Annotated in this window: 22 protein-coding genes; 9 read left to right on the top strand and 13 right to left on the bottom strand. The window is 68.7% G+C overall.

Annotation, left to right across the window (positions count from 1 at the left end; all coding sequences use genetic code 11):
• Positions 1-55: 55 nt before the first annotated feature.
• Genes lysA through argH form a run of 3 tightly spaced genes read right to left on the bottom strand, consistent with a single transcriptional unit; the run spans position 56 to position 2,895 of the window.
• On the bottom strand, positions 56-1,321 hold the full coding sequence (lysA, locus tag E3D03_RS14865; RefSeq protein ID WP_263567584.1) for a diaminopimelate decarboxylase: 1,266 nt from the start codon (positions 1,319-1,321) through the stop codon (positions 56-58).
• A gap of 12 nt (positions 1,322-1,333) precedes the next feature.
• A complete protein-coding gene (locus E3D03_RS14860; RefSeq protein ID WP_263567583.1) occupies positions 1,334-1,501 on the bottom strand; it encodes a hypothetical protein in 168 nt (55 codons plus the stop codon).
• On the bottom strand, positions 1,498-2,895 hold the full coding sequence (gene argH / locus E3D03_RS14855) for an argininosuccinate lyase (protein WP_263567582.1): 1,398 nt from the start codon (positions 2,893-2,895) through the stop codon (positions 1,498-1,500). Before argH ends, E3D03_RS14860 begins: the two co-directional genes overlap by 4 nt.
• Positions 2,896-2,917: 22 nt before the next feature.
• On the opposite strand from argH, the gene E3D03_RS14850 reads away from it, so the two are divergent.
• On the top strand, positions 2,918-3,460 hold the full coding sequence (locus tag E3D03_RS14850; protein ID WP_263567581.1) for a TlpA family protein disulfide reductase: 543 nt from the start codon (positions 2,918-2,920) through the stop codon (positions 3,458-3,460).
• Here E3D03_RS14850 and E3D03_RS14845 read toward each other — a convergent pair.
• Positions 3,438-4,013, bottom strand: coding sequence for a DNA-3-methyladenine glycosylase I (locus E3D03_RS14845; RefSeq protein WP_263567580.1), 576 nt, complete (start codon positions 4,011-4,013; stop codon positions 3,438-3,440). The genes E3D03_RS14850 and E3D03_RS14845 overlap by 23 nt on opposite strands.
• Positions 4,014-4,114: 101 nt before the next feature.
• On the opposite strand from E3D03_RS14845, the gene E3D03_RS14840 reads away from it, so the two are divergent.
• The 3 genes from E3D03_RS14840 (at position 4,115) to E3D03_RS14830 (ending at position 7,841) form a co-directional block, all read left to right on the top strand.
• The gene (locus E3D03_RS14840; RefSeq protein ID WP_018000025.1) at positions 4,115-4,942 is read left to right on the top strand and encodes an EAL domain-containing protein; all 828 of its coding nucleotides are present in this window, start codon (positions 4,115-4,117) and stop codon (positions 4,940-4,942) included.
• A 914-nt stretch (positions 4,943-5,856) separates the two neighbouring features.
• The gene (locus tag E3D03_RS14835; RefSeq protein ID WP_263567579.1) at positions 5,857-7,029 is read left to right on the top strand and encodes an acetyl-CoA C-acetyltransferase; all 1,173 of its coding nucleotides are present in this window, start codon (positions 5,857-5,859) and stop codon (positions 7,027-7,029) included.
• Between the two features lie 86 nt (positions 7,030-7,115).
• Positions 7,116-7,841, top strand: coding sequence for a beta-ketoacyl-ACP reductase (locus tag E3D03_RS14830; RefSeq protein ID WP_026155377.1), 726 nt, complete (start codon positions 7,116-7,118; stop codon positions 7,839-7,841).
• 95 nt (positions 7,842-7,936) lie between these two features.
• On the opposite strand, the gene E3D03_RS14825 is transcribed toward E3D03_RS14830, so the two are convergent.
• The 3 genes from E3D03_RS14825 to E3D03_RS14815 all read right to left on the bottom strand — a co-directional run bounded on the left by E3D03_RS14825 (position 7,937) and on the right by E3D03_RS14815 (position 9,124).
• A complete protein-coding gene (locus E3D03_RS14825; RefSeq protein WP_018000021.1) occupies positions 7,937-8,101 on the bottom strand; it encodes a YdcH family protein in 165 nt (54 codons plus the stop codon).
• Positions 8,102-8,169: 68 nt separating this feature from the next.
• The gene (locus E3D03_RS14820) at positions 8,170-8,919 is read right to left on the bottom strand and encodes a tRNA1(Val) (adenine(37)-N6)-methyltransferase (protein WP_263567578.1); all 750 of its coding nucleotides are present in this window, start codon (positions 8,917-8,919) and stop codon (positions 8,170-8,172) included.
• The gene (locus E3D03_RS14815) at positions 8,912-9,124 is read right to left on the bottom strand and encodes a DUF2007 domain-containing protein (protein ID WP_018000019.1); all 213 of its coding nucleotides are present in this window, start codon (positions 9,122-9,124) and stop codon (positions 8,912-8,914) included. The genes E3D03_RS14820 and E3D03_RS14815 overlap by 8 nt, the downstream gene beginning before the upstream one ends.
• Positions 9,125-9,199: 75 nt before the next feature.
• On the opposite strand from E3D03_RS14815, the gene E3D03_RS14810 reads away from it, so the two are divergent.
• Positions 9,200-10,201: a polyprenyl synthetase family protein gene (locus tag E3D03_RS14810; protein ID WP_263567577.1), complete on the top strand. Its 1,002-nt coding sequence runs from the start codon at positions 9,200-9,202 to the stop codon at positions 10,199-10,201.
• Positions 10,202-10,264: 63 nt separating this feature from the next.
• Here E3D03_RS14810 and E3D03_RS14805 read toward each other — a convergent pair whose 3' ends face one another.
• Positions 10,265-11,692, bottom strand: a complete 1,428-nt coding sequence (locus E3D03_RS14805; protein WP_263567576.1) for an ammonium transporter — start codon at positions 11,690-11,692, stop codon at positions 10,265-10,267.
• 253 nt (positions 11,693-11,945) lie between these two features.
• Here E3D03_RS14805 and E3D03_RS14800 point away from each other — a divergent pair, with 253 nt between their 5' ends.
• Positions 11,946-14,291 carry a transglycosylase domain-containing protein gene (locus tag E3D03_RS14800; RefSeq protein WP_263567575.1) on the top strand — a complete coding sequence of 782 codons (2,346 nt, stop codon included), beginning with the start codon at positions 11,946-11,948 and terminating at the stop codon, positions 14,289-14,291.
• Between the two features lie 115 nt (positions 14,292-14,406).
• On the opposite strand, the gene E3D03_RS14795 is transcribed toward E3D03_RS14800, so the two are convergent.
• Both E3D03_RS14795 and E3D03_RS14790 read right to left on the bottom strand, forming a co-directional pair.
• On the bottom strand, positions 14,407-15,003 hold the full coding sequence (locus E3D03_RS14795; RefSeq protein WP_263567597.1) for a phospholipid-binding protein MlaC: 597 nt from the start codon (positions 15,001-15,003) through the stop codon (positions 14,407-14,409).
• Positions 14,993-15,700, bottom strand: a complete 708-nt coding sequence (locus tag E3D03_RS14790) for a VacJ family lipoprotein (protein ID WP_263567574.1) — start codon at positions 15,698-15,700, stop codon at positions 14,993-14,995. The genes E3D03_RS14795 and E3D03_RS14790 overlap by 11 nt, the downstream gene beginning before the upstream one ends.
• A gap of 147 nt (positions 15,701-15,847) precedes the next feature.
• On the opposite strand from E3D03_RS14790, the gene E3D03_RS14785 reads away from it, so the two are divergent.
• Together E3D03_RS14785 and E3D03_RS14780 are read left to right on the top strand one after the other, a co-directional pair.
• Positions 15,848-17,590 (top strand): type I secretion system permease/ATPase, encoded by a 1,743-nt coding sequence (locus E3D03_RS14785; RefSeq protein WP_263567573.1) that lies wholly within the window; start codon positions 15,848-15,850, stop codon positions 17,588-17,590.
• Positions 17,587-19,014: an HlyD family type I secretion periplasmic adaptor subunit gene (locus tag E3D03_RS14780; protein ID WP_082724677.1), complete on the top strand. Its 1,428-nt coding sequence runs from the start codon at positions 17,587-17,589 to the stop codon at positions 19,012-19,014. Before E3D03_RS14785 ends, E3D03_RS14780 begins: the two co-directional genes overlap by 4 nt.
• Before the next feature lie 90 nt (positions 19,015-19,104).
• Here the strand turns inward: E3D03_RS14780 and argF are convergent, their stop codons facing one another.
• The 3 genes from argF to E3D03_RS14765 all read right to left on the bottom strand — a co-directional run bounded on the left by argF (position 19,105) and on the right by E3D03_RS14765 (position 22,370).
• The gene (gene argF / locus E3D03_RS14775; protein WP_263567572.1) at positions 19,105-20,031 is read right to left on the bottom strand and encodes an ornithine carbamoyltransferase; all 927 of its coding nucleotides are present in this window, start codon (positions 20,029-20,031) and stop codon (positions 19,105-19,107) included.
• Positions 20,032-20,182: 151 nt separating this feature from the next.
• On the bottom strand, positions 20,183-21,355 hold the full coding sequence (locus tag E3D03_RS14770) for an aspartate aminotransferase family protein (protein WP_263567571.1): 1,173 nt from the start codon (positions 21,353-21,355) through the stop codon (positions 20,183-20,185).
• Positions 21,356-21,536: 181 nt separating this feature from the next.
• Positions 21,537-22,370 (bottom strand): ABC transporter permease, encoded by an 834-nt coding sequence (locus tag E3D03_RS14765; RefSeq protein ID WP_263567570.1) that lies wholly within the window; start codon positions 22,368-22,370, stop codon positions 21,537-21,539.
• Positions 22,371-22,512: 142 nt separating this feature from the next.
• Here E3D03_RS14765 and E3D03_RS14760 point away from each other — a divergent pair, with 142 nt between their 5' ends.
• Positions 22,513-23,121, top strand: coding sequence for a GcrA family cell cycle regulator (locus E3D03_RS14760; RefSeq protein WP_018000008.1), 609 nt, complete (start codon positions 22,513-22,515; stop codon positions 23,119-23,121).
• Positions 23,122-23,191 lie beyond the last annotated feature (70 nt).

The raw sequence follows: 23,191 nt of genomic DNA, 5'->3' as shown, positions 1-23,191 counted from the left end.
CCACGGGGGTCCGGGGGTGTGAAACCCCCGGCAGCCACGCGGAAGGATGCGATGCCTAAAGCCATTCCGGGATGGTATCGCGTCCCAGCATTTCCTCAAGCGTCGGTCGCGGCCGAATGACGGCGAATTGATCGCCGCGGACCAGAACCTCGGGCACCAGCGGCCGCGAGTTGTATTCCGAGGCCATCACCGCGCCGTAAGCCCCGGCCGAGCGCAGCGCCACCAGCGCGCCCGGCCCCAGCGCCGGCAGCTCCACCGCCTTCTCGAAGGTGTCGCCGGTCTCGCAGACCGGGCCGACCACGTCGAAGGCGGCGACCTCGGCCCCCGGCGCCGGCTCGATGACCGGGATGATGTCGTGATGCGCGGCATACATCGCCGGGCGGATCAGGTCGTTCATGGCGGCGTCGAGGATCAGGAAATCCCGCCCCTCGCCCTCTTTCAGATAGATCACCGAGGACAGCAGGATCCCGGCATTGCCCGAGATATTGCGCCCCGGCTCGATCTCGATCTCGCAGCCCAGATCGCCCACCGCATCGCGGATCACCTGGCCGTATTCGATGGGCAGGGGCGGGGCGTTGTTGTCGCGGCGGTAAGGGATGCCCAGGCCGCCGCCCATGTCCAAGCGGCGGATGTCGTGCCCATCGGCGCGCAACGCCCGGGTCAGGTCGGCCATCTTGGCATAGGCCAGCCGATAGGGCTCCAGGTCGGTCAACTGGCTGCCGATATGCATGTCGATGCCGACGACCTCGATCCCCGGCAGGGCCGCCGCCCGGGCATAGACCGCGCGCGCCTTGGCGATCGGGATGCCGAACTTGTTCTCCGACTTGCCGGTGGCGATCTTCTCATGCGTCTTGGCGTCCACGTCCGGGTTCACCCGCACCGCGATGGGCGCGACGACCCCCAGTGACGTGGCCACCTGCGACAGCAGCTCCAGCTCCGGCTCGGATTCGACGTTGAACTGGCGGATGCCGCCCTCCAGCGCCAGGCGCATCTCACCCGCGGTCTTGCCGACGCCGGAAAACACGATGCGGCTGCCCGCCACGCCCGCCGCCTTGGCGCGGGCATATTCCCCGGCCGAAACGATATCCATCCCCGCCCCCAGGTTGCCCAGGAGCTTCAGCACCGCCAGGTTCGAGTTCGACTTGACGGCAAAGCAGACCAGGTGATCGGTCCAGTCCAGCGCCTGCCGGAACAGGTTGAAATGCCGGGTCAGGGTCGCGGTGGAATAGACATAGACCGGCGTGCCGACCTCGGCCGCGATGCGCGACAGCGGCACCTCCTCGGCATGCAGCTCGCCACCGACATAGTTGAAATGATCCATGAAGATCCCGGCCTAAAGGTCTGAAATCACGCCGATCCGCGCCTCGCCGCTGACCTGCAGGCCGGGCGCGCTCGGTTCGGGACGGGTCGATTCCGGGCGCGTTGGGGCGCCGTCGACGCCGCAGGCGGCCAGCGTCGCCAGCATCAGGGCCAGCGCGGCGATCAGGAGGGAATGCGTCATGCCAGCTTCTCCTTCCAGCGGGCGATCTGGGCGCGGACCTGTGCCGGCGCCGTGCCGCCATAGGACATGCGCGAGGCGACCGAATTATGCACGCCAAGCACCTTATAGACATCGGCGGTGATCGCCGGATTGACCGATTGCATCTGCTCCAGCGACAGGTCGGGCAGGTCCACGCCCGATTTCTCGGCCATGGCGACCAGCGCGCCGGTGGCATGGTGGGCATCGCGGAAGGGCAGCCCGGCCACGCGCACCAGCCAGTCGGCCAGATCGGTCGCGGTGGAAAAGCCCGAGCCCGCCGCCGCCTCAAGCCGCTCGCGGTTCGCGGACAGATCGGACAGCATGCCGGTCATCGCCGCCAGGGCCAGCATCAGATTGTCGGCGGCGTCGAAGACCTGCTCCTTGTCCTCCTGCATGTCCTTGGAATAGGCCAAGGGCAGGCCCTTCATCACCACGAACAGCGCCACGGCCGCGCCCAGGATGCGGCCGATCTTGGCCCGGATCAGCTCGGCCGCGTCGGGGTTCTTCTTCTGCGGCATGATCGACGATCCGGTCGAGAAGCGGTCCGACATGGTGACGAAGCGGAACTGGGCCGAGGACCAGATCACCAGTTCCTCGGCCAGCCGCGACAGGTGGACGGCGCAGATCGCCGCGCTCGACAGGTATTCCAGCGCGAAATCCCGGTCGCTGACCGCGTCGAGGCTGTTCGCCATCGGCCGCTCGAAGCCCAGCGCCTTGGCCGTCGCCTCGCGGTCGATGGGAAAGCCGGTCCCGGCCAGCGCGGCGGCGCCCAGGGGCGATTCGTTCATCCGCTTGCGCGCGTCCTGGAAACGCGACAAGTCGCGGCCGAACATCTCGACATAGGCCATCATATGGTGGCCCCAGGTCACCGGCTGCGCTGTTTGCAAATGGGTAAAACCCGGCATCACCCAATCCGCGCCCTTTTCCGCCTGCGACAAAGTGGCGCGGATCAGCGCGTCCAGCCCCTGGATCGCCGCGTCGCACTGGTCGCGCACCCACAGCCGGAAATCGGTCGCGACCTGGTCGTTGCGGCTTCGCGCCGTGTGCAGCCGCCCCGCCGGCTCTCCGACCACCTCCTTCAGCCGCGATTCCACGTTCATGTGGATGTCTTCCAGCGCGGTCGAGAACGGGAAATTCCCCGCCTCGATCTCTGACAAGACCGTGAGAAGGCCTTCCCCGATCGCCTCGGCATCGCTAGTGCTGATGATGCCCTGCGCGGCCAGCATCGCCGCATGGGCGCGGCTGCCCCGGATGTCCTGGGCATAAAGCCGCTGGTCGAAGCCGATCGAGGCATTGATCGCCTCCATGATCGCGTCCGGGCCTGCGGCGAAACGTCCGCCCCACATCTGGTTGGCGGTGGAGGGCTGCTCGGTCATGGATTGTCCTTCGGGGGGTGGAATGCGTTGGCTGGTTCTTTATACGGCGCTGGTGCTTGGTGCAAACGCCGGATGGGCGGGCGAAATCGACTGGCAGGCCGCGCATGACGGCGGGCTTGCCAAGCTGCAACGGACCGATCCGACCCCGGTGCCCGCGACCGCGTTCACCGACCCCGAGGGCGGCACCCATGCGCTGGCCGATTACAAGGGCAAGGTGGTGCTGCTGAACTTCTGGGCGACCTGGTGCGCGCCCTGCCGCGAGGAGATGCCGTCGCTGGATGCCCTGCAGGCCCAGATGGGCGGCGAGGATTTCCAGGTCGTGGCCATCGCCTCGGGTCACAACCCGGCGCCGGCGATCAGCAAGTTCCTGGCCGAGGCCGGGGTCGCCAACCTGCCGGTGCGGCTGGACCCGCGCCAGGCGCTGGCGCGCGAGATGGGGGTGATGGGCATGCCGGTGACGGTGCTGATCGACCGCGACGGCAACGAGATCGCCCGGCTGATGGGCGGCGCCGACTGGGCCTCGGACACCGCCCGGGAACTGGTCAGGCAGGCGACAGCGCCTTGACCCTTGCGTGGCAGGGACAGCTGGTCATGTGGTCGTTGACCAGCCCGCAGGCCTGCATGAAGGCATAGGTGATCACCGGGCCGCAGAAGTTGAAGCCGCGCTTTTTCAATGCCTTGGCCATGGCCTCGGATTCGGGCGTCTTGGCCGGGACCTCCTTCATGCTGGCGAATCCGTTCTGGATGGTGCGGCCGCCGGTGAAGGACCAGATCAAGGGCGTGAAGCCCTCGGCCGATTCGATCTCCAGAAACAGCCGCGCGCCCTTGACCGTCGCCTCGATCTTGCCGCGATGGCGGATGATGCCGGGATTCGTTAACGCCGATTCGATCTGCGGCGCGCCCCAGGCGGCGACGCGCTCGGGATCAAAACCCTCGAATGTCTCGCGGAAGGCGTCGCGCTTGCGCAGGATGGTGATCCAGCTGAGCCCGGCCTGGAACCCGTCCAGCACCAGCTTTTCCCACAGCGCGCGCGGGTCGCGTTCCGGCACGCCCCATTCCTGGTCGTGATAGGCGACATACAGCGGATCGGTCCCGCACCAGGCGCAGCGTTCAGTCATGGCAGGCAGGGCTCCGTTAACCTTGAGTCGAGAAAGCATCTCGAGTTTACGCGATCTTAGGAGATGATCGCCAGACTTCCGCCGATGACAGGAGTCTTGGCATGACCGACAACATAGATTCGCAACCGGATTTGGGTTCCCCGCTGGATTTCGCGGTCGACCAGCAGGCGCGCGTGACCATGGCCGCGGTGCGCCGCGCAGTCTCGCGCGGGGATGCGGTGCTGGCCTATCAGCCGGTGGTGCAGGCGGATCGCCCGAAACACGCGGCCTTTCACGAGGGACTGATCCGGATCATCGACGAAACCGGCCGCATCGTGCCCTTGCGCGATTTCATGCCGCTGGCCGAAACCACCGAACTCGGGCGCCAGATCGACTGCCTGTCGCTGTCGCTGGGGCTGAAATCCCTGGCCGAGGAGCCCTCGCTGCGGCTGTCGATCAACATGTCGGCGCGCTCGATCGGCTATCCAGCCTGGCTGCGCACCCTGCGCGCCGGCCTGGCCGAGGATGACCGCATCGGAGAAAGGCTGATCCTGGAGATCACCGAAAGCTCGGCCATGGGCCTGCCGGAACTGGTCGGCCGCTTCATGCAGGAACTGCAATCGCATGGCGTCAGCTTCGCGCTGGACGATTTCGGCGCGGGCTATACCTCGTTCCGCTATCTGCGCGACTTCTGCTTCGACATGATCAAGATCGACGGGCAATTCATCCGCGAGATCGCCGGCCAGCGCGACAACCAGGTGCTGACCCGGGCACTGCAGTCCATCGCCCATCACTTCGACATGTTCACCGTGGCGGAATCGGTCGAGACGGCGGATGACGCGGCCTTCCTGATCGACATGGGCATCGACTGCCTGCAGGGCTATTACTTCGGCGCCCCGACCATCGTGCCGCCATGGAAATCCCCGAACTCTGCCGCCCGGCGCAGCTAGGCGGCGGGGGCTTCGCTCCGCACGAGCGGGCCCCGACCCGTTTCGCAAGGTCGGTGCCTGGTCGGCAAGCATCGCCCGCGTGTGGGCCTGAGAATGCGGGCCTGAGATCATCTGTGCTGTTCATGTCGCACGGCATTGGGGGGACTACCCGCAGAGAAGCGCCTGCCCCATCGGACAGGTGCTGCGACACACGGGCTCGGGCGCGCGCGAATGGTGGCGCCGTGCCGGTGCACTGCTGGCTGGCGTGGTCCCGCGAGCGCGCGAATGGTGGCTCCCGATAGGCTGCCACGCTGCGCAGCAGGTCCTCCCCACGGCGTCGCGCGGGCGCGCGAATGGTGGCGTGAGCTTCCGGTTGCCGCTCATGACCTTGGACATCCACGGCGTCGCGCGGGCGCGCGAATGGTGGCGGCAGGTTTGTCGGGGCGGGGTTGACGTGCGGGCCACGGCGTCGCGCGGGCGCGCGAATGGTGGCCGTCGTCTCGGGTCGGCTGGCTGGTGGCGATGGCTCGGGCCGGCGCAAGAATGCTGGGTGTTCTGCAGGGTGAGCCGGCCGTTCGACCCCTTTTCCCAAAAGGGCGGATCACGTCACGCTCCATGGCTGAGAACCGGCGCGTCCCCACACACAAGCATGGTGATCGCCGCGCAACACACCGCATGCGGACCAGACGCGCTTCGGCACGCGACCGGCCGAGCCGAAGATCTCGGGACGACGCGGCGCCGGGTATCGGCGCAGCACGCTGCCGCCTCCTGGGCGGCGCGCCATCGGTCCCGACACCGCCGCGCGGCGCGCAAGGCGGCATTTTCTGCGGTCCGACCCGGCCGTCCTTCCGGTAAGTCCGCTTGACGCCACGGAACGAAACGGCAAACAGTTCCCCTGTTACCGATCTTTTCGGGCATCAGGGAAGGAGCCTGTCATGACAAAAGCCGTAATCGTATCCGCCGCCCGCACCCCCGTGGGCAGTTTCCTCGGGTCCTATGCAAACTTGCCGGCGCATGAACTCGGCGCAATCGTCCTGAAGGCCATCGTCGAGCGGGCCGGCATCGACCCCGCCGAAGTGTCCGAAACCATCCTCGGCCAGGTGCTGACCGCCGGCCAGGGCCAGAACCCCGGCCGCCAGGCGCATATCAAGGCCGGCTATCCGCAGGGCTCGGCCGCCTGGGTGCTGAACCAGGTCTGCGGCTCGGGCCTGCGCTCGGTCGCGCTGGCGGCGCAGCAGGTGCTGTTGAGCGACGCCACCGTGGTCGCGGCTGGCGGCCAGGAATCCATGTCGCTGTCGCCCCATGCCGGCTATATCCGCGCCGGGCAGAAGATGGGCGACATGAAGCTGCTCGACACCATGATCAAGGACGGGCTCTGGGACGCCTTCCACGACTATCACATGGGCACCACGGCCGAGAACGTGGCGACGAAATGGAACATCACCCGGGCCGAGCAGGACGAATTCGCCGTCGCCTCGCAGAACAAGGCCGAGGCCGCGCAGAAGGCCGGCAAGTTCGCCGATGAGATCGTGCCGGTGACGATCAAGACCCGCAAGGGCGACACCACGGTCGACGCCGACGAATACATCCGCCACGGCGCCACGCTGGAGGCGATGGAGAAGCTGCGCCCCGCCTTCAGCAAGGAAGGCACCGTGACCGCCGGCAACGCCTCGGGCCTGAACGACGGCGCCGCCGCCGTGCTGGTGATGACCGAGGACGAGGCCAATCGCCGCGGCCTGACGCCGCTCGCGCGCATCGCCTCCTACGCGACCGCCGGGGTTGATCCGCAGATCATGGGCACCGGCCCGATCCCGGCCAGCCGCAGGGCGCTGGAGCGGGCCGGCTGGGCGGTCGGCGACCTGGACCTGGTCGAGGCGAACGAGGCCTTTGCCGCCCAGGCCATCGCCGTCAACCGCGACATGGGCTGGGACCCGGCCATCGTCAACGTCAACGGCGGCGCCATCGCCATCGGCCACCCGATCGGCGCCTCGGGCGCGCGCATCCTGAACACGCTCTTGTTCGAGATGCAGCGCCGCGATGCCAAGAAGGGCCTGGCGACGCTGTGCATCGGCGGCGGCATGGGCGTGGCGCTCTGCCTCGAGCGCTGAGCCGAAAAAAGGTGCGCGCAATGATCTTGCGCGCACCGGCCTCGTTCGGTAACACAATTTCACGACCATTTTAAAAGGGGGAAGAAATGGCAAAAGTGGCTCTTGTGACCGGCGGTTCGCGTGGCATCGGCGCGGCGATCTCGAAGGCCTTGAAGGACGCGGGCTATACCGTTGCCGCCAACTATGCCGGCAATGACGACGCCGCCCGGGCCTTTACCGAGGAAACCGGCATCAAGACCTATAAATGGTCGGTCGCCGATTACGACGCCTGCGCCGCCGGCATCAAACAGGTCGAGGAGGAGCTGGGCCCGATCGCGGTGCTGGTCAACAACGCCGGCATCACCCGGGACGCGATGTTCCACAAGATGACCGCCCAGCAGTGGAAAGAGGTCATCGACACCAACCTGACCGGGCTGTTCAACATGACCCATCCGGTCTGGACCGGCATGCGCGACCGCAAGTTCGGCCGCATCGTCAACATCAGCTCGATCAACGGGCAAAAGGGCCAGGCCGGCCAGGCGAACTATTCGGCGGCCAAGGCGGGCGACCTGGGCTTCACCAAGGCCCTGGCGCAAGAGGGCGCGCGCGCCGGCATCACCGTGAACGCGATCTGCCCGGGCTATATCGGCACCGAAATGGTGCGCGCCATCGACGAGAAGGTGCTGAACGAACGCATCATCCCCCAGATCCCCGTCGGCCGCCTGGGCGAGCCCGAGGAGATCGCGCGTTGCGTGGTGTTCCTGGCCTCGGACGACGCGGGCTTCATCACCGGCTCGACCATCACCGCGAACGGCGGCCAGTTCTTCGTCTGAACCGGTCCCTGAAACGGCAACGGCCCGCGATGATCGCGGGCCGTTTTCCGTTTATCCGTCAAAGCCTTGGATGGGGCAGGCCCACCCCGGCGCAGCTAGTGCGACAGGCGCGTGATCTCTTCCTTGAGGCGCAGTTTTTCCTTTTTCATCTGAGCGATGGCGAGGTCATCCGTCGCCGGGCTGCGATGCGCAGCCTCGATGGCGTTTGAAAGCGACTGGTGTTTGCGGCGAAGCTCCTGGACATGGGATTCAACCGACATTCCGTCCTCCTCTTGGATTGATCGAACCATCGGATTGCAGCACAGATTCGTCACATTGTCACCGAAAATCACCTATCCCCCAGGTTGAGCGCGGCGCCATGCCGCAGCACGTCCTGCGCGGGGCGCGTCAGGTCCTCGGCGTCCTCCGAATGTGACGGTTTTGCGTGCATGACCAAGGGGCTTAGCAGGCGCAGCGGGCCGCGCGCGCCCTTGCGGGCGGTCAGGATTACCCGCCCCGCCGGCGCTCCCGTTCGGGCCGCGACTGGCAGAATCGTGATCGCCCCGGCGCCGGGCGCCAGCGCGGCCAGAATCTCGGCCAGCCGGTCGGCGCGCTGGATCAGCGTCAGCCAGCCGCCGGGGTGCAACCGCCGCAGTCCGGCGGCGATCCAGTCGGGCAGCGGCGTCGCCTCATGCCGGGCGGTGCCGCGCCCCGTCTCGGGCGCGACCGAGCCGGCCAGGAAATAGGGCGGGTTGGCGATGACATGGTCGAAGCCCTGCGCCCGCAGCGCCGCCGGCATATGCGCCAGGTCGCCCTCGTGGATCTCGGCCACGAGCCCGTTCGCGGCCGCATTCCGCCGCGCCAGCGCCGCGTAATCGGGCTGCAGCTCCAGCCCGCTCAGCCGCAGCCCGGGCACCCGGGCGCCCAGGCACAGCAGCGCCACCCCTGCCCCGCAGCCCAGTTCCAGCACCGCCTGCCCCGGCCGCGCCGGGCAGGCGGCGGCCAGCATGACCGCATCGGCCCCGGCGCGATAGCCGCGCGCCGGCTGGGCGAATCGCAACCGACCGCCCAGGAAGCCGTCCTCGCGCGTCTCATTCATGGTGGATGCGGTTGTCGCGCAGGATGGCGCGCGCCATGAACAGGTCGCGGTCCGCCACCATCAGCCGGCGCGGCAGGATGCCCAGCGAGCCTTCCAGCACGCTCATGTGCTGGTCCAGCGGAAACGAGACGATGCCCTCGGCCGCCAGCAGGTCGGCGACCCGGGTGATCAGCAGCGGGTCGGTGGTGCGCAGAAGCTCTTTCATGATGGCCGAAAAGCTACGCGGCTGTTGCGCCTGTGTCCATGGCATGGCAATGCCTTGCGGCGAAAGGGGATGCAGATGGGCATGAAGGAAAACGTCTCGAAGCCGCTCGACCGGCTGTCGGCGGAACTCGCCGGCGACATGGACCGGGTGAACGCGCTGATCCGCGAGCGCATGGCCAGCCGCCACGCGCCCCGCATCCCCGAGGTGACCGCGCATCTGGTCGAGGCCGGCGGCAAGCGGCTGCGGCCGATGCTGGTGCTGGCCGCGTCCCGGCTTTGCGGCTATCAGGGCGAGAGCCACATCCTGCTGGCCGCGGCGGTCGAATTCATCCACACCGCGACGCTCTTGCATGACGACGTGGTCGACGAAAGCGCCCAGCGGCGCGGGCGGCCGACGGCGAACCTGTTGTGGGACAACAAGTCCTCGGTGCTGGTCGGCGACTATCTGTTCGCGCGCAGCTTCCAGCTGATGGCCGACACCGGCAGCATGCAAGTCATGCGCATCCTCGCCAATGCCAGCGCCACCATCGCCGAGGGCGAGGTGCTGCAGCTGACCGCCGCGCAGGACATCGCGACCTCGGAAGACACCTATATCCAGATCGTGCGCGGCAAGACCGCGGCGCTGTTTTCCGCCGCGACCGAGGCCGGGACGGTGGTCTCGGGCGCCGATCCGGCGGTGCAGCAGGCGCTGTTCGATTATGGCGACGCGCTGGGGATCGCCTTCCAGATCGTGGACGACCTGCTGGACTATGGCGGCTCGACCACGACCATCGGCAAGAACGTCGGCGACGATTTCCGCGAGCGCAAGCTGACCCTGCCGGTCATCAAGGCCATCGCGGCCGCCGACGCCACCGAGCGCGCCTTCTGGGAACGCACCATCGCCAAGGGCGACCAGCAGGACGGCGACCTGGAAGCCGCGCTGGAAATCCTGAACCGCCGCGGCGCGCTGGCGGCGGCGCGGGCGGATGCCATCGCCTGGGCCGGCCGCGCCAAGGCGGCGCTGGCCGCGGCGCCGGACCGGCCGCTGCGCGCCATCCTGTCGGACCTGGCGGATTTCGTCGTCTCGCGCCTGTCGTAACCCCTTCGGAACATGAAAAAGCCCCGCTTGCGCGGGGCTTTTGCTTGGACCAAGGGCCGGCCCTCAGCTGTTATAGGCGTTCTCGCCATGGGTGGTGACGTCCAAGCCCTGCCGCTCGTCATTCGCCGGCACGCGCAGCCCGACCACGGCCTTGACGATCATCAGCGCGACGAAGGACACCACGCCCGACCAGACCACCGCGACGACCACGCCCAGCAGCTGCGTCGTGACTTGGCCCGCGATGCTGTAATCCGGGGCGACCGCGCCGCTGGCATAGTCGAACACGCCCGATCCGCCCAGCGCGGGCGCCGCGAAGACGCCGGTCAGGATGGCGCCGACGATGCCGCCCACGCCATGGATGCCGAAGACGTCCAGGCTTTCGTCGATCCCCAGCTTGCCCTTCAGCGAGATCACGAACCACATGCACAGGAAGCCGGCGGCCAGGCCGATGACGATGGCGCCCATCGGGCCGACGAAACCGGCGGCGGGGGTGATGCCGACCAGCCCCGCGACCGCCCCCGAGACCCCGCCCAGAAGCGACGGGTGGCCGCGAAAGATCCACTCGCCAAAGGCCCAGGCCAGCCCGGCGGCGGCGGTGGCGACGGTGGTGTTCAGGATCGCCAGCGCGGCTGTGCCGGTGGCCTCCATGTTCGAGCCGGCGTTGAAGCCGAACCAGCCGATCCACAGCAGGCAGCCGCCCAGCAGGGTAAAGGGCAGGTTGTGCGGCGCCATCAGCTCCTTGCCATAGCCCAGACGCGGGCCGACGACGATGGCGGCGACCAGGCCCGCGATGCCGGCGTTGATGTGGATGACCGTGCCGCCGGCGAAGTCCAGGTCGCCATGGCCGAACAGGAAGCCAGCCGGCGCGTCATAGGCCGAGGGGCCGCCCCACCACCAGACCATATGCGCCATCGGCAGGTAGCTGAAGAAGAACCAGATCACCACGAACAGCAGGATCGCCGGGAATTTCATCCGCTCGACCGTGGCGCCGACGATCAGCGCCGGCGCGATGCAGGCAAAGGCCATCTGGAAGATGACGAAGACATATTCCGGCACGAAGACGTTCTGGGTGAAGGTCTCGGCCAGCGACGAGGTGCTGACGCCGGCCAGGAACGCCTTCGACAGCCCGCCGATGAAGGGCGTCAGCGCGGTGGCATCCTCGGCCGAGCCGGCGCCGGTGAAGGCCAGCGAATAGCCGAAAGCAACCCAGAGCAGCGCCATGACGCAGAAGACGGTGAAGACCTGCATCAGCACCGAGAGCATGTTCTTCGACCGCACCAGCCCGCCATAGAACAGCGCCAGCCCCGGCACGGTCATCATCATCACCAGGATGGCCGAGACCATCATCCAGGTGGTGTCGCCCTTGTCGACGATGGGCGCGATGGTCTCGGCCACCGCGGGGGCGGCGGCGTCCTGCGCCAGGGCGGGCCAGGCCAGCCCGGTCAGGGCCAGCGCCGGGATCAGCGGCTTGATCGCAAAAGGTCTCGTCATCGTGCTGCACCTTCTTTCTGCATCGCGGCAGTTCCGTCCCGGCCAGAAGGCGCAGCGCCGCGGCCCGGGCACAAGGTTTGTGCAGCTTCTTGCCGGCGCCGGCCGGGGTCTGCCCGGATTTTGCGCAATCCTGCCGGGGTTTGCGCGTGCTCGCGGCAGTTCACTGATCGGTCATCGCGGTTCTCAACCCCGGGGCTTTGCTGTATGGTCCGCGCCAAATGGCCGGAGCACTCGGCCGGGCAGGATAGCAGGCATGAAGACACCGACCGGCAAGGGCCGCATCACCGCGGACAAGCGGAATTTCGAACAAGCCCCTCAGAAACAGCCAAAACGGCGGCCGGCATCGGGCGGCAAGCCGCCGCGCAGGCCGCGCCGCGGCAATGTGGTGACGCGGGGAATCGCCGGCTTCGTCACGCTGGTCTGGCGGGTGGTCTGGGGCTCGTTCTGGCGGCTCGGGCTGACGGTTGCGCTGATTCTCGCCGCCGCCACCTTCTATTTCTACACCACCCTGCCCGAGGCTTCGGCGCTGTTCGACGGCCGTGCCCGCGGTTCGGTCACCATGCTGGACAGCGAGGGCCGCACCTTCGCCTGGCGTGGCGAAACTTTCGGCATGGTCAGCGCCGACAAGATCGCCCCGGTGCTGAAGAACGCCGTGGTCGCGACCGAGGACAAGCGCTTCTACCAGCATTTCGGCGTCTCGCCGCGCGGCGTCGCCTCGGCGATCAAGATCAACATGGCCGCCGGCCGCGGCCCGCTGGAGGGCAACGGCGGCTCGACCATCACCCAGCAGGTCGCGAAACTCCTGTGCCTGGGCGAGACCTTCGACCCGATCCGCTGGAAATCCGAGGCCGAGTTCGAGGCCGAATGCCGCAAGTCCTCGATCTGGCGCAAGGTCAAGGAAGTCCCCTATGCCATCGCCATGGAGGCGAAATATTCGAAAGAGGACATCCTCAACATCTACATGAACCGCTCGTATCTGGGTGCCGGCGCGCGCGGCTTCGAGGCGGCGGCGCAGCGCTATTTCGACAAGTCGGCGGCGGAGGTGACCGCGCCCGAGGCGGCGATGCTGGCCGGCCTGCTGAAGGCGCCCAGCTATTTCGCCCCGACCTCGAACCTGCAACGGGCGCAGGACCGCGCCACGGTGATCCTGGGGCTGATGCATGAGCAGCGCTTCCTGGACGATGCGCAATATGCCGAGGCCAAGGCGCATCCCGCCGTGCTCTCCAAGGCGGCGGCGGCGCGGGCGGGCGGCTATTTCGCCGATTGGGTGATGGAATCCGGCCCCGGCTTCCTGACCAGCGAGACGACCGAGGACGTGACCATCAAGACCACCTTCGACCAGCGCGTGCAGCGTGCGGCCGAGCGCGCCTTGCAGCGGGTCTTCGACGAAAAGATTTCCAAAGGCTCCAAGGCGCAGGCGGCGGTGGTGGTGATGTCGCCCGACGGCGCGGTGCGGGCGATGATCGGCGGGCGCGACAATACCGTCGCCGGCACCTTCAACCGCGCGACCCAGGCCAAGCGCCAGACCGGGTCCAGCTTCAAGCCCTTCGTCTATGCCGCGGCGCTGGACCAGGGCTATGGCCCGAACGACATGGTGCTGGACGCGCCCCTGACCATCAACGTGCGCGGCTCGGGGCCGTGGTCGCCGCAGAACTATACCCGGCGCTATTCCGGCGAGGTGACGCTGACCCGCGCCCTGGCGCAATCGCTGAACACCGCGACGATCCGGCTGCAGGAAATCGCCGGCCGCGACGCGGTGCGCCGGGTGGCGCGCGACTTCGGCGTCTCGGACGAGCTGGCCTCGGGGCCGTCGCTGGGCCTCGGCGTGTCGGATGCGACGCTGCTGAACATGACCGCCGCCTATGCCGGCATCCGCAACGGCGGCACTGCCGTCGCGCCCTATGGCCTGCAGGAGCTGCGCATCAAGGGCGACGACCAGGCGCTGATCGGCCAGGCCGGCGGCATGGGCCAGCGCGTGATCTCGCAAAAGGCGGCGGGCGAGCTGATCGGCATGATGCAGCAGGTGATCGAGCATGGCACCGGCACCCGCGCCCGGCTGAAGGGCCGCCCGGCGGCGGGCAAGACCGGCACCACCTCGAGCTATCGCGACGCCTGGTTCATCGGCTTCACCGGGCAATATGTGACCGGGGTCTGGATGGGTTATGACGACAACAAGCCGCTGAAGGGCGTGACCGGCGGCGGTCTGCCGGCCGAGATCTGGCAGGCGGTGATGACCGAGATCCACGACGGCCTGCCGGTCGAGCCCTTGGGCAATTTCGTCTTCGACCCGAACGGCGCCGTGCCGCAGGTGGTCAGCTCGGACGATGCCGGGGGCGCCGATCCGCTGGCCGCCGCGCTGTCCGAGGCGCTGGGCCAGCCGCAGCCGCAGGGCCAGACCGCGCCCGGAACGGTGCCGCAGGACCAGGCCGGCGGCCGCGTCCTGCCCGACCCGGGCACCCAGGCGCCCGGCGGCCCGCCGACCTTCCCGGCCGAGACCATCACCTCGGGCCCCGAGGCCGAGATGCCGGCCGAGGGCCTGCCGCCCGACGACCCGCTGACCCAGGCCCTGCGCGGCATCGACGGTGTCTATCAGCAATGACGAAAAGGCCGGTCCCCCAAGGGGCCGGCCTTCTGCCTTACCGGCGCGGTCGGTGCGGGTTGCACCGTCCCCGTGGGTATTTGAAGAGCAAAGAAGCGGCTTGCGGCGCCCCGGTTCAGCCCGCCTGTTGCAGGTCGGCGGTCAGCCCGGCCAGATCGCCCTTGCGCCTTGCCAGCAGCGCGCCGATCTCGGCCCGTTCCGAGGCGAGCATGTTCACCCCCTCGATGATGATGTTGAAATAGCGGCTTTTCCCGGACTTGTCCGAGACGTGCCATTCCACCTCCATCGGGCTGCGGCCTTTCAGATAGGCGGTCGAGGTCACGGCGAAGAAGGATTTGACTGGCTTCGCGCCGGTGACCTCGATCTTCGAGCCGATGAACTCGCGGAAGCGCTTGCCGTATTTGCGGCCGATATAGCCCTGGAAGGCCTGCTTGTAGGCGGCGAATTCGGCCGGCGCGGCGGCGCGGGCCGCCGGGCCCAAGGCCGAGCGGGCGATGATGTCCACATCGGCGTAGCGCGCGAAGATCGCCTCGAATTCGCGATACATCTGCGCCGGCGGCCGGCCCGAGTTGATCACGGCATAGACCTCGTCCAGCGATCGCTGGATCAGCGCCTTGGCCTGGCCGGTGTCCAGCGCCCAGGCCGGCGTCGCGGCGCAGGCCAGCCCGGCCCCGATCAGCCCCAGGAATCCGCGGCGGGTCTCATTCGGCATAAGGGTCAATGGCCTCTCCTTCCTCTCCCAACTCATGGCGGCGATGCTGGGACCAGATCAGCCGCGTCTGGGCATAACTATCGGCACTTTCGTAAAGGACGCTATCGACGGAATCGCTGAAACGCCCCCGCTCACCAGCTTTTGAGACCACCCGCGCGCCCATGCCGATCAGGTACTGGTCGCGGTTCAGCCAGCCGCGCATCGGATCGATCACGATATCGACAACCCGGCCGGCCGCGTCGCGGGTGCTCGACGGCCCGATCAGCGGCAGCTCCAGATAGGCGCCCTCGCCCACCCCCCAGACCGCCAGCGTCTGGCCGAAGTCGGTGTCCTCCTCGGGCAAGGCGAAATCCTGGCCGGCGGGGTCCAGGAAGCCCGCGAGCCCCAGGGTCGAATTCACCAGGAAGCGGAAAGTGGTGCGCACCGCCGGCGCCGGCTTGCCTTGCAGCAGATGGTTCACCGCCTTGCCCGGCAGCGCCAGGTTCGCGCCGGAATTCCCAATCGCCTGAACGGCTTCGCCGGTTCCCCCGCCAGAGGTTCCGCCGCTGACCCGCTTGACCAGATGCGTATCGACGCCCTTGTTGAACGCATGCACCCGCCGGTTCACCGGCTCCAGCGGATCGGCGATCTGGCCCGAGGGCTGCGCTGAACAGGCGGCCAGGCCCAGGCTTGCGGCAAGAAGGATCCAGGGGCTCAATCTTTTGCTAACCTTCCGTTGCTAGTCCTTGGGCGTCAGGCCGATTCCCGCGCATCGGGAATACGATCTGTTCTGATGCGTAGAGTTGGGATAAGCGCAGCGACAACGCCGGGCAACCCCGGCCGGACGATCAGGAAAGGAACCGGCATGGCTTCGCCGCCGATGCGACATGACGGCCGGCAGGAGCTCGGCAAGGCGCGCGGCCGCGCCTGGCAGCTCTATGCCTTCGTCGGACTGTTTTCCTTTGCCGTGAACATGCTGATGCTGACCGGGCCGCTGTTCATGATGCAGGTCTATGACCGCGTCCTGGCCTCGCGCTCGGTCGAGACCCTGACGGCGCTGTTCCTGCTGGTGGTGTTCCTGTTTGCGCTCATGGGCGTGCTCGACCTGGCGCGCAACCGCATCATGGCCCGCGTCGCCGCCCGCTTCCAGGAGCGGATGGAGGGCCGGGTCTTCACCGCCGCCTTGCAGGACGGCCAGGCCGCCGGATCCGAGCTGGTGGTGCGCGGCGGCATGCGCGACCTCGAGGCGGTGCAGCGGCTGATCGGCTCGCCGGTGCTGATGGCGCTCTTCGACCTGCCCTGGGCGCCGTTCTTCCTGGCGGCGGTCTTCATCTTCCACCCGCTGCTGGGCGCGGTGGCCACGGCGGGGCTGCTGATCCTGGTGGTCGCCACGGTGCTGAACCAGTGGCTCAGCCGCGAATCGCTGCAACAGTCCGCCATCGCCAGCCAGTCGGCCGAGCGCATGTCCGACCTCTACCGCGACGAGGGCGAGCTGATCGGCTCGCTCGGCATGCGCGCCGCCGCCTTCACCCGCTGGCAGGAGGCGCGCGACCGCGCCACCGAGGCGACGATGCGCGGCAGCGACCGCGCCACCGGATTCACCGTGTTTTCCCGCACCTTCCGGCTGTTCCTGCAAAGCGCGCTGCTGGCCGCCGGCGCCTGGCTGGTGCTGCGGCAAGAGGTGACGCCGGGCGCGATGATCGCCTCGTCCATCCTGATGGGCCGCGCGCTGTCGCCGATCGAGCAGGTCGTGGGCGGCTGGTCCATCGTGCAGCGCGCGCAGGACGGCTGGGCCCGGCTGGCCGAGCTTCTGTCGCGCCGCCCGCCCGCGGTGGCCCGCACCCCCCTGCCCCGGCCCGATGCCCAGCTCGAGGTGCGCAACCTGACCGTAGTGCCCCCGGGCCAGGGCGCAGCCACGCTGCGCGGCGTCAGTTTCGACCTGAACCCCGGCCAGGCGCTGGGGGTGATCGGCCCCTCGGGCGCCGGCAAGACCACGCTGGCGCGCGCGATCATCAGCGCCTGGCCCATCGCCGGCGGCTCGATCCGGCTCGCCGGCGCCACGCTCGACCAATACGACCCCGACGTGCTGGGCGGGCTGATCGGCTATCTGCCGCAGCAGGTGACGCTGTTCGACGGCACCATCGCGGAAAACATCGCCCGGCTCTCGCCGCAGCCCGACCCGCAGCGCGTGGTCGCGGCGGCGACGGCCGCGGCCGCGCATCGCATGATCCTCGACCTGCCGCAGGGCTATGACACCAAGGTCAGCCAGACCGGCGGCCGGCTCTCGGGCGGGCAGATCCAGCGCATCGGCCTGGCGCGTGCGCTTTACGCCGAGCCGGCGATCTTCGTGCTGGACGAGCCGAACTCGAACCTCGACAACGAAGGCTCGGCGGCGCTGAACCTCGCCATCCGCAACATCAAGGCGCGCGGCGGCGCCGTCATCATCATGGCGCACCGCCCGGCCGCGATCACCGAATGCGAATTGCTGCTGGTGCTGGACCAGGGCCTGCGCCGCGCCTTCGGGCCGCGCGACGAGGTGCTGAAGTCGCTGGTCAAGAATGCCGACCAGATCGTGCGGGCCCAGGGCCAGGGCGGAGGCGTGACATGACCGATCCCCAGGAAACCGGCCGCGCCCCGGTCGAAAAGCGCAGCCCCGACGACCCGGCGCCCGCCACGCCGCCGCATTTCCGCGCCCGCCGCGCCGAGATGCCGGCGCCGCAGCCGCCCGCACCGCCCCGGCGCCCGGAATGGTCGGCGCGCGGCCCGGTGATCCTGGGCATGGTCACGCTGCTGCTGCTGTTCGGCGGCTTCGGCCTCTGGGCCTGGACCGCGCGCATCGCTGGCGCCGTGGTCGCCGCCGGCCAGGTCGAGGTCGAGCAGCGCCGCCAGGTCGTCCAGCACCCCGATGGCGGCGTCGTGGCCGAAATCCTGATCCATGACGGTGAAAAGGTCAGCGCCGGCCAGGTGCTGGTCCGGCTCGACGGCACGCTGCTCGCCACCGAACTCGCCATCGTCGAGGGCCAGTATTTCGAGATCCTCGCCCGCCGCGGCCGGCTCGAGGCCGAGCGCGCCGACCTCAAGCAGATCACCTTCCCCGAGGAACTGGTCGGCACCGCCGCCAGCCGCCCCGAGCTCAAGGCGCTGATGCAGGGCCAGGAAAGCCTGTTCCGGGCCCGGCTCGACACGCTCGACCAGTCGCTGGGCCAGCTCGCCAAGCAGGCCGAACAGGTGCAGTCGCAGATCGGCGGCATCGACGCCCAGTCCCAGGCGCTGCAAAAGCAGCGCGACTTCATCGCCCAGGAATTGCGCGACCAGCGCTCGCTCCTGGAAAAGGGCCTGGCGCAGGCGCCGCGCGTGCTGGCGCTGGAGCGCGAGGCGGCGCGGCTCGACGGGCTTCTGGGCGAAACCATCGCCACCCGCGCCCGCGCCGTGACCCAGCTGTCGGAAATCGACCTGTCGCGGCTGGAAAAGACCGCCACCCACCGCGAGGCGGCCGAGACCGAGCTGCGCGACCTCGGCTATCGCGAACTCGAGCTGGCCGAGCGCCGCCGCGGCCTGGTGGAACAGATCGCCCGGCTGGAAATCCGCGCCCCGGTCGGCGGCGTGGTGCAGGAACTGCAGGTGACGACGCCGCGCGCGGTGATCCGCGCCGCCGATCCGATCCTGTACATCATCCCGCAGGACCGGCCGCTGGTCGTCGCCGCCCATGTCGCGCCGATCAACATCGACGAGGTGCATCCGGGCCAGCAGGTGGTGCTGCGCTTCTCGTCCTTCTCCTCGCGCACCACGCCGGAAATCGACGGCACGCTCAGCCGGGTCTCGCCCGACACGCTGGTCGACCAGGCCACCCGCGTGCCCTATTACCGCGCCGAGGTGACGATCCCGCCCGAGCAGGTGGCAAAGCTCAAGGGGCTGGAGCTGATCCCCGGCATGCCGGCCGAGGTCTATATCCAGACCGGCGAACGCAGCCCGATGGCCTATCTGGTCAAGCCGCTCAGCGACTATTTCACCCGCGCCTTCCGCGAGAACTGAAAAGGCGCGGCCTGCCCCGACCGCGCCCCTTCCTTCTCTTTTGTGCATAAATATCCTGGGGGTGCGGGGGCAAGGCCCCCGCCGGCGACATCAGACGCCCAGGCACCAGCGCATGACGGCCTTCTGCGCATGCAGCCGGTTCTCGGCCTCGTCGAAGATGACCGAATTCGGCCCGTCCATGACCGCGCTCGTTACCTCGTCGTCGCGATGCGCCGGCAGGCAATGCATGAACAGCGCCTCGGGCTTGGCCCGCGCCATCAGCGCCTCGTTCACCTGATAGCCGCGCAGCTGGTTGTGGCGCCGCTCGCGCGCCGATTGCGGGTCGTGCATCGAGACCCAGGTATCCGTGACCACCAGGTCCGCGCCCTCGACCGCCCTGGCCGGATCGCGCTCGATCACCGCCTGCACGCCCTGCGCGCGGGCAAAGTCCAGCGCCTCACGCTCGGGGTCCAGGGTCGGCGGGCCGGTAAAGGTGAAGTCATAGCCGAACTGCCCCGCCGCATGGATCATCGAACAGCAGACATTGTTGCCGTCACCCGACCACACCACCTTGCGCCCGGCGATCGGGCCGCGATGCTCCTCGAAGGTCATCACATCGGCCATGATCTGGCAGGGATGGGTGCGGTTGGTCAGCCCGTTGATCACCGGGACGCTGGCATGTTCCGCCATCTCCAGCAGCGTCGCCTCCTCGAATGTGCGGATCATGATCAGGTCGACATAGCGCGACAGCACCCGGGCGGTGTCGGCGATGGTCTCGCCATGGCCCAGCTGCATCTCCTTGCCCGACAGCACCATGGTCTGCCCACCCATCTGCCGCACGCCCAGGTCGAAGCTGACCCGGGTCCGGGTCGAGGGCTTCTCGAAGATCAGCGCCACCATGCGGTTCTTCAGCGGCAGGTCGGCATCCGGCGTCCCCTTGGGCAGTCCGGCGCGGGCATCCTTCATTCGGCGCGCGGAATCGATCATCCCGCGCAGCGCGGCCTTGTCGGTGGTGTGGATGTCAAGGAAACTGTTCATCGTGATACGTCTTTCGGATTGATCCGGCCAGCAAGCCGCTTTGCCGATGCGAGGTCAAGGTCCGACCCCGATTTTCTTGGCGCGCCCCGCCAGGCATCGGTGCCGCGTCGCCGCCCGGATCATGCCGCCCGCGGCCGGGATGGCGCAGGCCCTAGCCATCCAGCCGCCCGGCCGCCCGGTCCAGCCGCGCCACCGCCTCGGCGATCTCCTCGTCCGAGATGGTCAGCGGCGGCAGCAGCCGCAGCGTATTGTCGGCCGCGGCCACGGCCAGCACATGCTCGGCATAGCCGGCCTTGACCACATCGCCCGGCGCCACCCGGCATTTCAGCCCCAGCATCAGCCCCTGGCCGCGCACGGCTTCGAACACCGCGGGATGCGCCGCGACCAGGCCTTCCAGCTTTTGCCGCAGCAGCGCCGCCTTGCGGTTGACCTCGGCCAGGAAGGCCGGATCGGCCACGATCTCCATCACGCGCGCGCCCACCGCGCAGGCCAGCGGGTTGCCGCCATAGGTCGAGCCATGCGTGCCCGCCGCCATGCCCGCGGCGGCGGCCTCGGTCGCCAGCACCGCGCCCAGCGGAAAGCCGCCGCCGATGCCCTTGGCGACCATCATGATGTCGGGGGTCACCCCGGCCCATTCATGCGCGAACAGCTTGCCGGTCCGGCCCATGCCCGACTGCACCTCGTCCAGCACCAAGAGCGCGCCGGTTTGGTCGCACAACGCGCGGATGCGGCGCAGGTCGGCATCGGGCAGCGGCCGGATGCCGCCCTCGCCCTGCACCGGCTCCAGCATGACGGCGGCGGTGCGCTCGGACATCGCCGCCTCCAGCGCCGCCATGTCGCCCCAGGGCAATTGCCGGAAGCCCGGCATCAGCGGGCCAAAGCCCTTGACCATCTTCTCGGACCCGGCGGCGGCGATGGCTCCGGTCGAGCGGCCGTGGAAGGCGCCCTCGAAGGTCAGGATCTCGATCCGCTCGGGATCGCCCATCTCGTCCCAGTATTTGCGCACCATCTTGATCGCCAGTTCGGCCGCCTCGGTGCCGGAATTGGTGACGAAGACCGTGTCGGCGAAGGTGGCCTCGACCAGCAGGTCGGCCAGCCGCTCCTGCTCGGGGATCTGGTAGAGGTTCGAGACATGCCAGATCCGCCCCGCCTGCGCGGTCAGCGCGGCGACCAGCTCGGGGTTGGCATGGCCCAGCGCGTTCACGGCGATGCCCGCGCCCAGGTCCAGGTATCGCGTGCCGTCGGTGGCGATGGCCCAGGAGCCCTCGCCGCGCTCGAAGGCGATGGGCGCGCGATTATAGGTCGGCAGGACGTGCGAAATCATGGGGATGTCCTCTCTGGGAACAGCCGCGCCCGGCGCGGCACCAGTGATGTCAGGAAGGCAGGCGGGATCGGTCGTCGACAGGATCAACGTCGGGGACGGGCGGTAAAGGCGGTCCATGCGATCATGGCCCAGCGCATAGCGCGGACGCGCGCGGCGTGCAACGGATTTTCACGGCGGCTTTTCACGGCTTCATGCGATAGCCGCTGTCGAGCCAGCGCCAACCCGTCCACAGCACCAGCGCCACGGTGCCGCCGCAGACCGCAAGACCGCGCAGCACCGGCGCGTCCGAGACCCCGGCGATGCCGTAGCGCGCGCCGTCGATCAGATAGAAGACCGGGTTCCAATGCGCCAGCGTGCGGAACGGCTCGGGCAGCGCCTCGACCGAATAGAAGGTGCCGGACAGGAACGACAGCGGCGTCACGACGAAATTGGTGATCGCCGCCATCTGGTCGAATTTCTGCGCGACGATGCCGCCCAGCAGGCCCAGCCCCCCCATCAGGAGCGCGCCCAGCACGACGAAGCACAGCGCCCAGAGCGGATGCGCCACGCCCTGGCCCAGCACCAGCGCCATGCCGGCGGCGATGGCGCCGGCGACGATCAGCGCCCGCACCACGGCGCCGATCAGATAGCCGGCCAGGATCTCGGTCGCCGACAAGGGCGGCATCAGCGTGTCGACGATATTGCCCTGCATCTTGGCCGAGATCATGCTCGAGGAGGTATTGGCGAAGGCGTTCTGGATCACCGTCATCATCAGGATGCCCGGTCCCAGGAAGACCAGGTAGGGCAGGCCCATGACCGCGCCGCGGTCGCGGCCCAGCGCCAGGGCGAAGACCGCCACGAACAGCGCCGAGGTCATCAGCGGCGCCAGCACCGTCTGCTGCCAGACGTTCATGAAGCGCATGATCTCGCGCCGCGCCAGGGTGTAAAGCCCCAGCCAGTTCACCCGGCCAAAGCGGCGCACGCCCATCTGGCGGATCGCGGCGGGGCTCTCGGGGCGGGTCTCGGACGGCTGCATCGGCGCTCCTTGAATTTGCGGCGGCGGACGGGTAAATCTGGCTATCCCCGGATTTAAGCCCGGGCCCGGCGGAATTGAAGCCGGGAAGCAGCCGTGAACACGAAGGGCACCGGGACCGCAGCCGGTGCAGGAAAGGCAAGTGATGTCCTGGACCGACGAGCGCGTCGAGACGCTGAAACGCATGTGGGCCGAGGGACAATCGGCCAGCCAGATCGCCAAGGAGCTGGGCGGCGTCACCCGCAACGCGGTGATCGGCAAGGTCCACCGGCTGGGCCTGTCGAATCGCAGCGACGAGGCCGAGGCAGCGGCGCCTGAGCCGGCACCGAAGCCCGCAGTCGCGGCGGCACCGGCGCCGGAGCCCGCGCCGAAACCCGCGGCACCCGAGCCCGCACCGCAGCCCCGGGCCGCGGCCCCGGCGGCCGAGCCCGCGCCGGAACAGGCCGCAGCCCCGGCCGCGCCCGGCTTCAACCGCCGCACGCTGGTCCCCTCGGGCCAGCCGCTGCCGCCGCAGCCCTCGGCCAACGAGATCAGCCCCGAGGCGCTGGCCTCGGTGCGCGAGGTGGAAAAGCGCGCCCGCAAGCTGACGCTGATGGAACTGACCGAACGGACCTGCAAATGGCCGATCGGCGACCCGGCGACCGACAAGTTCTGGTTCTGCGGCCTGCCCTCGGTCCCCGGCAAACCCTATTGCGAGGCCCATGTCGGCGTGGCCTTCCAGCCGATGAGTTCGCGCCGCGACCGTCGCCGCTGAACCAAGGCGCCCCCCAATAAGGCACCGCGCCCCGGCTTTCTCTTTTGTGCAGAAATATCCCGGGGGGAGC

Source organism: Paracoccus sp. DMF (assembly GCF_004407025.1).
GTDB lineage: Bacteria > Pseudomonadota > Alphaproteobacteria > Rhodobacterales > Rhodobacteraceae > Paracoccus > Paracoccus aminovorans_B.
The sequence above is the reverse complement of the archived record's forward strand: the minus strand, read 5'-3'. Positions and strand labels throughout refer to the sequence as shown.